Annotated in this window: 16 protein-coding genes; 4 read left to right on the top strand and 12 right to left on the bottom strand. The window is 47.3% G+C overall.

Annotated elements, in window-relative coordinates; all coding sequences use genetic code 11:
* Positions 1-3: 3 nt before the first annotated feature.
* Together L9P36_RS01720 and dolP are read left to right on the top strand one after the other, a co-directional pair.
* Positions 4-597: a phosphoheptose isomerase gene (locus L9P36_RS01720; protein WP_237464448.1), complete on the top strand. Its 594-nt coding sequence runs from the start codon at positions 4-6 to the stop codon at positions 595-597.
* 5 nt (positions 598-602) lie between these two features.
* Entirely contained in the window at positions 603-1,328 is a 726-nt protein-coding gene (gene dolP / locus L9P36_RS01715; protein WP_237464446.1) for a division/outer membrane stress-associated lipid-binding lipoprotein, read from the top strand.
* A 140-nt stretch (positions 1,329-1,468) separates the two neighbouring features.
* Here dolP and sspB read toward each other — a convergent pair whose 3' ends face one another.
* From sspB to zapE, 8 genes are all read right to left on the bottom strand, one after another.
* Positions 1,469-1,936 carry a ClpXP protease specificity-enhancing factor gene (gene sspB / locus L9P36_RS01710; RefSeq protein ID WP_237464444.1) on the bottom strand — a complete coding sequence of 156 codons (468 nt, stop codon included), beginning with the start codon at positions 1,934-1,936 and terminating at the stop codon, positions 1,469-1,471.
* 2 nt (positions 1,937-1,938) lie between these two features.
* Positions 1,939-2,571, bottom strand: coding sequence for a stringent starvation protein SspA (sspA, locus tag L9P36_RS01705; RefSeq protein WP_237464443.1), 633 nt, complete (start codon positions 2,569-2,571; stop codon positions 1,939-1,941).
* 89 nt (positions 2,572-2,660) lie between these two features.
* Complete coding sequence (locus L9P36_RS01700) at positions 2,661-3,389, bottom strand: cytochrome c1 (protein WP_237467822.1); 729 nt, start codon at positions 3,387-3,389, stop codon at positions 2,661-2,663.
* 44 nt (positions 3,390-3,433) lie between these two features.
* On the bottom strand, positions 3,434-4,648 hold the full coding sequence (locus L9P36_RS01695; RefSeq protein ID WP_237464441.1) for a cytochrome b: 1,215 nt from the start codon (positions 4,646-4,648) through the stop codon (positions 3,434-3,436).
* Entirely contained in the window at positions 4,645-5,235 is a 591-nt protein-coding gene (petA, locus tag L9P36_RS01690; RefSeq protein ID WP_237467821.1) for a ubiquinol-cytochrome c reductase iron-sulfur subunit, read from the bottom strand. The genes L9P36_RS01695 and petA overlap by 4 nt, the downstream gene beginning before the upstream one ends.
* A 276-nt stretch (positions 5,236-5,511) precedes the next feature.
* Positions 5,512-5,904 (bottom strand): 30S ribosomal protein S9, encoded by a 393-nt coding sequence (gene rpsI, locus L9P36_RS01685; RefSeq protein WP_237464440.1) that lies wholly within the window; start codon positions 5,902-5,904, stop codon positions 5,512-5,514.
* A 16-nt stretch (positions 5,905-5,920) separates the two neighbouring features.
* Positions 5,921-6,349 (bottom strand): 50S ribosomal protein L13, encoded by a 429-nt coding sequence (gene rplM / locus L9P36_RS01680; protein WP_237464439.1) that lies wholly within the window; start codon positions 6,347-6,349, stop codon positions 5,921-5,923.
* A 168-nt stretch (positions 6,350-6,517) separates the two neighbouring features.
* Positions 6,518-7,651, bottom strand: a complete 1,134-nt coding sequence (zapE, locus tag L9P36_RS01675; RefSeq protein ID WP_237464438.1) for a cell division protein ZapE — start codon at positions 7,649-7,651, stop codon at positions 6,518-6,520.
* 116 nt (positions 7,652-7,767) lie between these two features.
* On the opposite strand from zapE, the gene zapG reads away from it, so the two are divergent.
* Together zapG and degS are read left to right on the top strand one after the other, a co-directional pair.
* Positions 7,768-8,187: a Z-ring associated protein ZapG gene (gene zapG, locus L9P36_RS01670; RefSeq protein ID WP_237464437.1), complete on the top strand. Its 420-nt coding sequence runs from the start codon at positions 7,768-7,770 to the stop codon at positions 8,185-8,187.
* Positions 8,188-8,391: 204 nt separating this feature from the next.
* Positions 8,392-9,462, top strand: a complete 1,071-nt coding sequence (gene degS, locus L9P36_RS01665) for an outer membrane-stress sensor serine endopeptidase DegS (protein ID WP_237464436.1) — start codon at positions 8,392-8,394, stop codon at positions 9,460-9,462.
* Between the two features lie 113 nt (positions 9,463-9,575).
* On the opposite strand, the gene murA is transcribed toward degS, so the two are convergent.
* The 4 genes from murA to mlaC are packed head-to-tail and all read right to left on the bottom strand — an operon-like array spanning position 9,576 to position 12,126.
* Positions 9,576-10,832 carry a UDP-N-acetylglucosamine 1-carboxyvinyltransferase gene (gene murA, locus L9P36_RS01660; protein WP_237464435.1) on the bottom strand — a complete coding sequence of 419 codons (1,257 nt, stop codon included), beginning with the start codon at positions 10,830-10,832 and terminating at the stop codon, positions 9,576-9,578.
* Between the two features lie 12 nt (positions 10,833-10,844).
* Entirely contained in the window at positions 10,845-11,102 is a 258-nt protein-coding gene (gene ibaG / locus L9P36_RS01655; protein WP_237464434.1) for a BolA family iron metabolism protein IbaG, read from the bottom strand.
* Positions 11,103-11,113: 11 nt separating this feature from the next.
* Positions 11,114-11,431, bottom strand: a complete 318-nt coding sequence (locus tag L9P36_RS01650) for an STAS domain-containing protein (RefSeq protein ID WP_237464433.1) — start codon at positions 11,429-11,431, stop codon at positions 11,114-11,116.
* Entirely contained in the window at positions 11,428-12,126 is a 699-nt protein-coding gene (gene mlaC / locus L9P36_RS01645) for a phospholipid-binding protein MlaC (protein WP_435532753.1), read from the bottom strand. Before mlaC ends, L9P36_RS01650 begins: the two co-directional genes overlap by 4 nt.
* Positions 12,127-12,128: the final 2 nt, after the last annotated feature.

The following is a 12,128-nucleotide window of genomic DNA, read 5'->3' as shown; positions in this document are numbered from 1 at the left end:
TGTATGCTTGAAAGCATTAAAGAAAATTTTAAAGAAAGCATCCAAACTCAAATTGCTGCCGCAGAAGCACTCCCAGAAACTATCGCCAAGGCTGCACAAACCATTGTGATGGCGCTGCTTAATGGCAATAAGCTTCTGTGCTGCGGTAATGGTGGCTCAGCTGCAAACTCACAACAATTGGTTGCAGCCCTGCTTAACCGCTATGAAACTGAGCGCCCTAGCCTGCCAGCCATCGCGTTAACGGCAGACTCAGTCTCACTCACCGCGGTGGCTAACGACTATGCTTATGATGATATTTTTGCCAAGCAAGTCCGTGCATTAGGCCAAGCAGGTGATGTCCTCGTGGCCATTTCCACCAGCGGTAACAGCCGTGATGTACTCAAGGCAATGGAAGCTGCGGTTACCCGTGATATGACTATTATTGCACTCACTGGCAAAGATGGTGGTGAGATGGCGGGCCTACTCAGCGATGAAAAAGATGTCGAAATTCGCCTGCCTTCGCAACGTACCGCGCGAATTCAAGAAGGACACTTGCTCACCATTCACTGCTTGTGCGATCTTATTGATAAAGTACTCTTTCCGTCGCATGACGAGTAATACCCATGAAACGAATTAGTTTAATTTTGCTTTGTACCCTGACGCTTCTTCAAGGTTGTGCCGGGGTAATTCTTGCCGGTGCTGCAGGCACGGCGCTGGTGGTCAGTGATCCTCGCACCCCACAAGAGCAGTGGCACGATCAAGAAATTGAAATGGAGGTTGGCCGTATCGTGGCCAAACCCGAATATCGTGCCAAGCTACGTATTCAAGGCGTGAGCTATGGCGGCAAAGTCCTGCTGGTTGGTCAATCGACAGAGCGTGAATTACTGGATCATGTGATTGAGCAGGTACGCCGCGTCAATCGCGTACAAACTGTTTATAACTTAGTGCGCCTAGAGCAGCCACTCACCTTGGCTCAAATCAGCGAAGATACTTGGATCACCACCAAAGTGCGCACTCAAATGCTTGCAGATGAGCGCCTCAAAAGCATGCCGATCAAAGTCGTCACTGAGAATAAAGAAGTCTTTTTGCTCGGTTATATCGATAAAAATCAAGCAGACATTGCCGTAGATATCGCTCGCCATGTCTCTGGCGTCAAACAAGTGATCAAAGCTTTTGAGTATGTGGAACCCAAACCTGTCGTCACAGAGCCAGCGGTAAGCGATACGAGCCTCTCAAACGAGCAAAAACCTCTTGCTGAGCAAGGTGCTGAAAGCGAAGGTGCACAAACGCAACCCTATTATGATGAGTCGCAAAGTGATGGTGCAATCACCAGTCCAGTGACTTTCTAATATGCCCTTTTTAAGGTGTACTTTCTTGACTAAAACACAGCCAAGATAGGCCATCCTGATTGACGAGACAATAAGAAATGGCAATAAAAAACGCAGCTTTAAGGCTGCGTTTTTTGATGATCAATGCTGTGATTTTAATCTTACTTCACCACTCGTAGACTTGGGCGTCCACGTGGTGGTGATGGTGGTTCATCATCCGGCGGCGTTACGGCTGTTAAAGGCTCTTCCAGCAATTCTGGCTCTGCGCTATCAACAATCCCTTCATCAGGGCTCACATCATAGGCCAATTCAGGCTCAAACATGGTTCCTGCGCCATTTTCACGGGCATAAATCGCCATCACCGCACTCATAGGTACGATCACCGAATGAGGCTGGCCACCAAAGCGCGCATTGAAGCTAATCGCATCATTGCCGAGCTCCAGGTGACCCACGGCACGCGGTGCAATATTGAGAACAACTTGACCGTCACTGATAAATTCAGGCGGTACACGCACACCCGATTGCGTGGCATCCACCACCAAGTGTGGCGTTAAATCGTTGTCCAGTAACCAGTCATAGTAAGCACGAACCAAGTACGGACGGCGGGCTGTCAGCATCTCATTCATCATGATTAACGCGTTAGACGCATTTCACGTTCAACTTCAGTCATTGAAGCGAGGAAAGAGTCACGTTCAAATACACGTGCCATATACGCTTTCACTTCTTTTGCACCGGTACCGATCAAATCAATACCCATGATAGGCAAACGCCATAGAAGTGGTGCAAGATAGCAATCGACCAAGCTAAACTCTTCGCTCATAAAATAAGGGAACTCAGAGAATACAGGAGCAAGCGCTAGAATCTCTTCACGTAGTTGTTTACGTGCGCGATCTGCACCTTCTTCACCTTTCATGATGGTTTCTGCAAGGCTGTACCAGTTACGTTCAATGCGATACATCATCAAACGGCTATGGCCACGAGATACAGGGTAAACAGGCATCAATGGAGGATGTGGGAAGCGCTCATCAAGATATTCCATGATGATACGTGACTCATAAAGAGCCAATTCGCGATCCACAAGGGTTGGCACTGAGTTGTATGGGTTCAGACCAACTAGATCTTCAGGTAGATTTTGAGGGTCAACCAACTCAATCTCTACACTCACCCCTTTCTCTGCAAGAACGATACGCACCTGATGGCTATAAATATCAGAAGCATCAGAATATAACGTCATGACAGAGCGTTTATTGGCAGCAACAGCCATTCACCCCTCCAAAATTTCAATCTACGCAAAAAGCAACGGAGGCAAAATTAACCCCCATTGCGGGATATTCAACCTACTAGAGTACCTGATCAATGGACGTCGCGCCAATACTCTTTCTTTAACAAGAAGGCAAAGATCAAAAACAACACTAAAAATGCGATCACCCAGTAACCAATTTGTTGACGTTTCACTTGAATGGGCTCGCCACTGTATTGCAAAAAGTTGACTAAATCGCGAACCGCTTGCTGATATTCTTGCGCATTGAGCTCTCCTAGTCCGTCACTTTCGAGGCCAACGATCACCTGTTTCGACTGCCCATTTTCATCAATGACTATCTCATAAATCGGTGTGGATATACCTTGCAGCGTTTCTAACACATGCGGCATCCCCACATTGGGATAGAGCAAATTATTGGATCCAAAGGGACGATTGGGATCGGCGTAAAAACTCTGTAGGTAGGTATACAGCCAATCGGCCCCCCGCACACGCGCAACCAACGTCAGATCAGGCGGCGCAGCGCCAAACCAAGCTTTGGCATAATTTTCCGGCATCGCATTGATCATCAGATCTCCCACTTTGGCATTGGGATCAAAAATCAAGTGTTCGACCATCAGATCTTCAGGAATGTTAAGATCCTGCGCGACTCGGTTATAACGCTGATATTGCATGCTATGGCAGCCAAAACAAAAATTGGTGTAGAGCTGGGCACCACGTTGCAAAGAAGCAGTATCGGTCAGATCGGTATTGGCTGACATCAATGGAATTGCGCTACCACCAGCGGCCATAGCGGTTCCCACGGAAAAACTCAGCGCTAGCATGGCCCAGGCCAGCGACAGATAGATTATCTTTTGAATCAACTGTTTCATCGCATCGTCACCTGTGTTGGCAGTGGCTTGGTTCGCTCATATTTGCTGTAGATAAACAGCAGTACAAAGAACATAAAGTAGGACAAGCTAAAACAGCGCGAAAGCAGTGTGTATAAGGGCGTTGCTGGCAATGCGCCCAAAATCCCAAGGGCGATAAAGCTCACCGTAAATTGTGCTAAATTCAATTTATGCCAAATGCTTCGATAGCGAAATGAGCGCACCTTGCAGCGATCCAACCAAGGCAAAACAAACAGCATGATGATCGCGCCGCCCATACCAATGACCCCCATCAATTTGTCAGGGATCGCCCGTAAAATGGCGTAAAATGGGGTGAAATACCAAACCGGTGCAATATGCTCTGGTGTCTTTAGTGGATTGGCCGCTTCAAAGTTTGGCGGCTCTAAAAAATAGCCCCCCATTTCGGGGTTAAAGAAGATCACATAACTAAAGAGGATCATAAAGAACACCGCGCCCATCAGATCCTTCACCGTAAAATAGGGATGAAATGGAATGGCATCTTTCGGCCAACCCCGCTCATCTTTGTCCTTCTTAATATCAATGCCATCTGGATTATTTGAGCCCACCTCATGCAGCGCAAAAATGTGTAACACCACCAGAAGTACCAGCACCAAAGGCAAGGCAATCACATGAAGCGCAAAAAAACGATTAAGGGTGGCCCCTGAAACCACATAATCCCCTCGAATCCAAAGCGTGAGATCGTCGCCAATCACAGGGATCGCACCAAATAATGAAATGATCACCTGTGCGCCCCAATAGGACATCTGCCCCCAAGGCAACAGATAGCCCATAAAGGCTTCGGCCATCAGCACTAAAAAGATCAGCATGCCAAAGATCCAAAGTAGCTCTCGTGGCTTTTGATAAGAGCCATAGATCAGAGCACGGTACATATGCAGGTAGACCACTACAAAAAATGCGGAAGCGCCCACTGCATGCATATAACGTAATAACCAGCCATAGGGGACATCACGCATAATGTACTCCACGGATGCCATGGCGCCTTCAGCTGAAGGGTTGTAGTGCATGGTCAGCCAAATACCGGTGAGCAATTGATTAACCAATACCAAGGTGGCTAGCGAGCCAAAGTAATACCAAAAATTAAGGTTTTTCGGCGCCGGATAATGCCCCATATGCTCGTAATACAGCTTAGATACGGGAAAACGCTCATTGACCCAGTCGAGTAACTTACTCATGTCAGAGCCTCCTTGGGATCTTCACCCACCACCAAGGTTTGCTCATCAGCAAAATGATAGGGCGGCACCATCAAATTTAATGGCGCAGGTACACCTTGAAATACCCGTCCTGCCATATCGAATTTAGAGCCATGACAGGGGCAAAAGAAACCTGCTTGCACACCGCTAACTTGCTCTTGAAAAGAATCTGGCAAATAAGTGGGCGAGCAACCCAAATGAGTACAAATACCCACGGCGACAAAAAATTCAGGATTCAAAGAACGCAGGGGATTTTGTGCATAGACAGGTTGCTGCCCTTGAATCGACTCTGGATCGCGCAGCTGACTATCGTGCTGGTTGAGGGTATCAATCACAGCTTGAGTACGACGAACAACCCATACCGGTTGTTTGCGCCACTCCACACGAATCATCTGACCGGGCTCAAGTTTACTGACATTAACACTGACCGCAGCACCATCCGCTTTTGCCTTGGCACTGGGATTCCAAGCCCCGATGAAGGGGACCGCGAGCGCAGCTGCACCGGCACCACCGATCACACAGGTGGAAATGGTTAAAAATCGACGACGATTGGGGTTTTCTGGCGCCATATCAGGCGGCTGAGGCGCTGATGATTCCTTGGCCATGATTGTGCTTCCTTTTCTGTCGAGCGCTTATCTGAACGCTTTTATCCTTTTGAATGGCGTTTTTCTTTCAATAACGCTTTGGGGACGTGAATCCAATTCACGACTCTGTTTTGAGCGTAGACAGGGGAATGGAAGTTAACAAGTTGTGAGAAAAGGCAATTTTAATTTGAAGGTAAAATTGTGACATAAAAAAAGGATGCCCATAGGCATCCTTTTTGCGTAATCCAAATTTCCAGCGAATTAACGCTTAGAGAATTGTGGACGACGACGTGCTTTACGTAGACCAACTTTCTTACGTTCAACGCTACGTGCGTCACGAGTTACATAACCCGCTGCGCGTAGTGCAGGACGTAGAGACTCGTCGTACTCCATCAATGCACGAGTGATACCGTGACGGATCGCACCTGCTTGACCAGAGATACCACCACCTTTAACAGTGATGTATAGGTCTAGTTTTTCGATCATTTCAACAAGTTCTAGTGGTTGACGAACTACCATACGTGCAGTTGGACGACCAAAGTACTCTTCTAGAGAGCGCTTGTTGATTACGATGTTGCCGCTACCCGGTTTGATGAATACACGAGCTGCTGAGCTTTTGCGACGGCCAGTGCCGTAGTATTGATTCTCTGCCATTGCCATGTTCCCCTAATTAAATGTCCAGTACTTGTGGTTGTTGAGCAGCATGGTTGTGCTCAGCGCCAGCATATACTTTCAGTTTACGGTACATGGCACGACCTAGAGGACCTTTAGGCAGCATGCCTTTAACCGCTAGCTCAAGAACCATTTCTGGTTTACGATCGATCAATTTCTCGAAAGACATTGATTTTAGACCGCCAGGGAATTCAGAGTGACGGTGGTACATCTTGTCAGATGCTTTGTTACCAGTCACAGTGATTTTCTCTGCGTTTACAACGATGATGTAATCACCAGTGTCAACGTGAGGAGTGTATTCTGCTTTATGCTTACCACGTAGGCGAGTAGCGATTTCAGCAGCTAGACGACCAAGAGTTTTACCGTCAGCGTCTACGACGAACCAGTCGCGTTTTACTGATTCTGGTTTAGCAACGAAAGTTTTCATGCTAATTCATACCCAAATTTAAAATTTAACACTTATGGAATCGAATGATTCCGCTCCTTCGAGCCCCATCCATCACCCCTTCGAGTGGTGGCACTCTAGGCTTTCGCCTTTACAGGAATAGTGGGTCGCGAGATTATAGGGAAAGGTGAAAAAAAAATCACCCCCTTTTCACGCTTTTTTCTTCACTGCCTTGACAGTGCTCGCATGCCAATAGCTGTGGCTTTGCATCTCAATCAGTCGAGACTGACAACGAGAAAACAGGGCTTCAAAGCGAGAATCCTGATAAAGCACAATTAAATCGACTTTTGCCGTGATCACCAATTGCACCTGCTGTTGGTATAGCGCATCAATCAAAGCGATGAATCGACGTACCGATTCTGGCTCTCGATCGCTTAGCTGAGGAACCTCAAGCAACACCAGACGCCGATAGTGTTGAGCTAACCATAAATAATCACGGGGATGTCTTGGCTTTTGGCATAGCTCAGCAAAAGAAAGCATCAACGCAGATTCAGTAGCCGCCAATATTTCAAGCTGGTGGCCATGTAACATCAAATGCTGTTGCCCCTTTGAATGTATCCCGAGATAGGTTTGACTCAGCGTTTTTTGCAATGCGGCTTGCTGCGCGGATGACGCCACGATTTGGTAATGGGGCTCAGATACCCCCTGTGCTAATCGATAATCAGAGCAATGATCCAGATCGAGTAATACACAATGCTGCTCGATCAATGAAATAGCAGGTAAAAACCGCGCGCGCTGCAACCCATTATGATAAAGCGCATTGGGCGCCTGATTACTGGTAAAAAATAGCGTGACACCATCTGCCACCAGCGCGCTGAGTAAATCGCCTATCAACATCGCATCGGTAATATCGGTAACCATCATCTCATCTAGACACAGCAGACGTGCAGGCCCCATAAGTGCTTTAGCCACCGCAGGCATCGGTGTTTTCTGGCCCTGCAATTGTTGCAGATGACCATGAACCGCCTGCATGCACTCAAGATAATGCAAGCGCCGGTATTGGTCATTGGGTAGGGATTGACAGAGTAAATCCATCAGCATGGTTTTACCCCGGCCTACTTGGCCATAAAGATAAATACCAACTGAGTGAGGGGATTTTTTTGACCTTAGAAAAAGGTCTAGCCATGCGGGCAAAAACGACTTTTTTTCCTGATAAGGCTGCACCATAAAGGTGTGGTAAATCGCGTCGATATGTCGCAACACTGCGACTTGCTGTGTGTTTTCTTCAATGTGATGGTCCGCCAGCAATGCCTGATAAAGCTGGCTTGGTGGGCCTTGTTTCATCCTGAATACCTGCTGATGGAATCGGCAAAATGCTATGTTGAGAGTATCACAGCCGCAAAACAGCATGTATAGTTAAGACGAAGACAAGTCATTTATATATTTATCAAGGAGTCACTATGATGTGGATGAACGCGCTTATCTTCTTAGCCATTGGAGTTCTCCTCGGCCTCCTCATCGCTCGCTTCAATAACAAAGACTTGGCCCAGCAGAAGAACTTGAAAAAAGAGTTAGATCTGTCCAAGTATGAGCTTGAGCAGTATCGCCAAGAGCTCTCAGATCACTTTGCTCGCAGCGCTGAATTACTTGAGAACATCTCAAAAGATTACAATAAGCTCTATCAGCATATGGCCAAGACCTCTGTGGACTTGATGCCAAATCTATCGGATCAAGACAATCCATTTACCGCGTCACTTCGCGCTGTTGAAGCGCTTGAAGAAGATCACAGCGATATTGCAGATCCGGCGCAGCCACGTGATTACGCTAATGGCGCCAGTGGTGCACTAAAAGATGAGATGCTGACCAAGCAAGCAAGTTAAAATTGCTTACCGCTCACAAAATAGGACAGTTGCTCAGCGGCTGTCCTATTTTTTTATCCGTAAACATCCGTCATAAAAGTTAGCAATACATCAAGCCTTAGCTTGTGAGATGCCTGCCATTTCCTCGCTACTTTTCCCCTACATTCGGTGCTATTCTAGCGATAATTTTCTGTTTCAACGCATCGAGATAAAGGACCTCACAACATGTTGCAAACGCTGCTTCGCTCCGTTCGCCTCGGTTTATTGGTGGGTGTCATTCTCGTTTTGGCGCTGCCACAACTACGCCAGCAATTGCTTAGCCAAGTGCGTGAAACCATCGCCCCCTTAGAGCAAGGGCCACGCCAGAGTTATCACGATGCCGTGCTGCGCGCCGCGCCCGCGGTGGTCAACATCTATAGCCGCCGCTATACCAATGAAAATAGCTTAGAGCTTGCCGTTCAAGGCTTAGGCTCTGGGGTGATCATGAATAGTCAGGGCTATATTCTGACCAACCTTCATGTCATTGCCGAATCGGATCAAGTGGTCGTAGCGCTGCAAGATGGTCGCATTTTTATGGCGCAGCTGATTGGCCAAGATGCACTCACTGACTTAGCGGTGCTTAAAATCGATGCCGACAATCTCCCCGTCATTCCGCAAGACAAACAATATCAAGCGCAAATTGGCGATGTAGTTCTGGCCATCGGTAACCCTTATAACCTAGGGCAAACCACCACCTTTGGTATTATCTCTGCCACTGGCCGTACGGGCATGAGTTTTGGTCGACAAGATTTTCTGCAAACTGATGCCGCAATCAATCAGGGAAATTCCGGCGGTGCATTGGTCAATGCAAAGGGTAATCTTGTGGGAATTAATACCGCATCCTTTCAGCCAACCACAGAAATGGATACCTATGGTATCTCCTTTGCGATTCCCTACACCCTTGCAGATAAAATTATGGATAAGATCATCGCAGATGGTCGCGTGATTCGTGGTTATGTCGGCATTCTTAGCGCTGGTGCAATCAATCCAGTCATGGCTCGAGTGATTGATCCGCAATATCTCAACGGGGTGATGATCAATAAATTAGAGCCAGGCGGACCTGCTGAACTGGCTGGGCTGCGTCGCCACGACATTATCGTGAAAATTGGTGAACACTGGGTGCAAGGACCGCAGGATGCACGCGATCAAGTAACTGAACTACGTCCTGGCACCAAGGTTCCATTCACAGTGTTGCGTGAAGAGCAGCTCTTAACCTTGCCGATTACCATTACCGAAGAGCCAGAAAACGGCCATTAATGCTCAGCCTATTTGAAAAATAGCGTTACTCAAAGCACTAGAATGCTCATATCAACATCATAAAAAAAGCCCGCATAAATGCGGGCTTTTTGCTATTTGAAGACGCGGTATTATTAAGCGTCAGCGCGCTGAATGTTAGCACCCAGAGCGGTTAGCTTATCTTCAATGCGATCATAACCGCGATCGATATGATAAATACGATCTACCACAGTTTCGCCCTGCGCAATACAGCCAGCAATGACCAAACTTGCGGATGCACGTAGATCCGTCGCCATTACTTGCGCACCGCTTAATTGCTCGCAATCACCACAAATCACAGTGTTGCCTTCAATCTCAGCATGCGCACCCATACGAATCAATTCAGGGATGTGCATAAAGCGGTTTTCAAAGATAGTTTCAGTGATGATCCCAGTGCCCTTGGCCACCAAGTTCAACAAACTAAATTGCGCTTGCATATCGGTTGGGAAACCAGGATGCGGTGCAGTGCGAATGTTGACAGCTTTCAGCTCGCGCCCCGTCATATTTACACGAATCCAATCATCACCCGTTTCAACCAAAGCACCCGCTTCTTCCAACTTAGAAAGCGCAGCTTCAAGTAGTGAAGGACGTGTATTGGTACAGCGAATATCACCACCAGATACTGCAGCAGCCACAAGAAACGTACCGGTTTCAATACGGTCAGCAACCACTGAGTGGTAACCACCACCAAGACGCTCAACACCGGTAATGGTGATGGTATCAGTACCTGCACCTTCGATTTTTGCGCCAAGGGTATTTAAGAACGCAGCGGTATCTTCGATTTCAGGCTCACGCGCTGCATTTTCAATCACAGTGGTGCCTTCAGCCAAAGTCGCAGCGCACATAATGGTAACAGTTGCACCAACGCTCACTTTGTCCATCACGATATGCGCGCCTTTTAAGCGACCATCGACAGATGCTTTGACATAGCCTTCTTCAAGCACAATGGTTGCGCCCAATTGCTCAAGACCATGAATATGTAAATCCACAGGACGTGCACCAATTGCGCAACCACCAGGTAGAGACACTTGGCCTTGACCAAAACGTGCGACCAATGGACCCAAAGCCCAAATTGATGCACGCATGGTTTTCACCAAGTCATAAGGTGCACAGAAATTATTTACACCGCTGGCATCGACATGAACAGAACCGTTACGAGAAACCTTAGCGCCCAATTGCTCAAGCAATGCCATGGTGGTATCGATATCACGAAGTTTTGGCACATTCGCCACTTCAACAGGCTCTTCAGCCAAGAGTGCGGCAAATAGAATAGGAAGAGCGGCGTTTTTCGCCCCAGAAATAGCAACCTCACCTTTAAGCGGGCCGCCACCTTGAATAATAAATTTTTGCATGACGGTTCTCAGTTACGATGGCAGGATCAATTTTTTATCGCGAGCCCACTCATCAGGCGTATAAGCTTTAATGCTTAAAGCATGGATTGCATTGGAAGCGATGTGCTCCATCAATGGTCCATAAATGGTTTGTTGCTTTTTCACACGACTCATACCGTCGAAAAGCTCACCCACAGCGATTACTTCAAAATGGCTACCATCGCCTTTGACATGAACCTCAGCTAGATCTAGCTGCTGCTCTAGAATTGTTTTAATTTCGCTAATGTCCACTTAGCCACCCTTTATTGCACATCTTCAAGATGTTCAGTAATCACCGAATCAAGATTACTAAGCTTCAGAAGAGTCTGAAGCTGATTTGGAACTGCGCATAATAATACATGACATCCTTGCATTCGAGCCTGCTGTATCAAATGAAGCAGAATTGCCACGCCTGCAGAGTCGATCCGAGTCACATTTGTTAAAATTACTGGCCATTGTTCGGCTTTAGCGATCCATTGCCAGCCTTTTGGCCAATGGTGTGGAATGCTCTGACGCGTCAGTTCGCCAGATAAGGTTAAAGCCTTGGCATCGATATCCAAGGTTAGCGCTGGCTCACTCATGGCGCTTTACTATCCACATCATCACCATCCAAACGAATCGGTTGGCGACCCAAACGTTGCAACTCTTGCGTCACCGCTTCGATGCCCTTGTTTTTTAGCGGATCGCGCCATTCACTTTGCTTAGTTTGCACCATAGAGATACCCTCAGCCACCATGTCAAAGGCTTGCCAAGTACCATCTTTGTTTTTACGCAATTTAAAGTCGATGCGAAGCGGTGGATGGGACCCCTCAATCAGATCAACACGCACAGTCACAATCTTGCGATCGGCTGGTACAGGCTGAGCGGCTTCCACTTTCACGGTTTGATCGCTGTATTTGGTCATCACCTGCGCATAGGAAGCAATCATATAATCTTCAAAAGCCACCACAAATGCATCGCGTTGATCTTTCGTCGATTTCTTCAACTGCTGATTACCCAGCACTTTATAAGCGGCATAACGCGCATTGACGTAAGGCAACAACTCCTCATTAACAATGGTGCGTAAGATTTCAGGATTTTTCGCAATATTTGGCTGCTCTGCCTTGAGGCGCGCAAAGGTAATTTGTGCCACCTCGTCAATCAAACGATAGGGGTCAGTTTGATCCACCGTTTTTGCTTGCACACTGCTAGATAGCATGGCCAGCATCAAGCTCAAACCGACAAACCATTGGGCTATCTGCCCTTGGCCTAACTTAATTTGGCGCAATTTCATCATCA

It is taken from the genome of Vibrio stylophorae (assembly GCF_921293875.1).
In the GTDB taxonomy this organism is placed as follows: Bacteria; Pseudomonadota; Gammaproteobacteria; order Enterobacterales; family Vibrionaceae; genus Vibrio_A; species Vibrio_A stylophorae.
This window is presented reverse-complemented; position numbering and strand designations above follow the sequence as displayed.

What these genes read in the sequence shown, in the direction of transcription:
- L9P36_RS01720 (WP_237464448.1), top strand. Translation starts at nt 4, where the DNA reads ATGCTTGAAAGCATTAAAGAAAATTTTAAAGAAAGCATCCAAACTCAA.
- dolP (WP_237464446.1), top strand. Translation starts at nt 603, where the DNA reads ATGAAACGAATTAGTTTAATTTTGCTTTGTACCCTGACGCTTCTTCAA.
- sspB (WP_237464444.1), bottom strand. Translation starts at nt 1,936, where the DNA reads ATGATGAATGAGATGCTGACAGCCCGCCGTCCGTACTTGGTTCGTGCT.
- sspA (WP_237464443.1), bottom strand. Translation starts at nt 2,571, where the DNA reads ATGGCTGTTGCTGCCAATAAACGCTCTGTCATGACGTTATATTCTGAT.
- L9P36_RS01700 (WP_237467822.1), bottom strand. Translation starts at nt 3,389, where the DNA reads ATGCTAGCGCTGAGTTTTTCCGTGGGAACCGCTATGGCCGCTGGTGGT.
- L9P36_RS01695 (WP_237464441.1), bottom strand. Translation starts at nt 4,648, where the DNA reads ATGAGTAAGTTACTCGACTGGGTCAATGAGCGTTTTCCCGTATCTAAG.
- petA (WP_237467821.1), bottom strand. Translation starts at nt 5,235, where the DNA reads ATGGCGCCAGAAAACCCCAATCGTCGTCGATTTTTAACCATTTCCACC.
- rpsI (WP_237464440.1), bottom strand. Translation starts at nt 5,904, where the DNA reads ATGGCAGAGAATCAATACTACGGCACTGGCCGTCGCAAAAGCTCAGCA.
- rplM (WP_237464439.1), bottom strand. Translation starts at nt 6,349, where the DNA reads ATGAAAACTTTCGTTGCTAAACCAGAATCAGTAAAACGCGACTGGTTC.
- zapE (WP_237464438.1), bottom strand. Translation starts at nt 7,651, where the DNA reads ATGAAACAAGGCCCACCAAGCCAGCTTTATCAGGCATTGCTGGCGGAC.
- zapG (WP_237464437.1), top strand. Translation starts at nt 7,768, where the DNA reads ATGATGTGGATGAACGCGCTTATCTTCTTAGCCATTGGAGTTCTCCTC.
- degS (WP_237464436.1), top strand. Translation starts at nt 8,392, where the DNA reads ATGTTGCAAACGCTGCTTCGCTCCGTTCGCCTCGGTTTATTGGTGGGT.
- murA (WP_237464435.1), bottom strand. Translation starts at nt 10,832, where the DNA reads ATGCAAAAATTTATTATTCAAGGTGGCGGCCCGCTTAAAGGTGAGGTT.
- L9P36_RS01650 (WP_237464433.1), bottom strand. Translation starts at nt 11,431, where the DNA reads ATGAGTGAGCCAGCGCTAACCTTGGATATCGATGCCAAGGCTTTAACC.
- mlaC (WP_435532753.1), bottom strand. Translation starts at nt 12,126, where the DNA reads ATGATGAAATTGCGCCAAATTAAGTTAGGCCAAGGGCAGATAGCCCAA.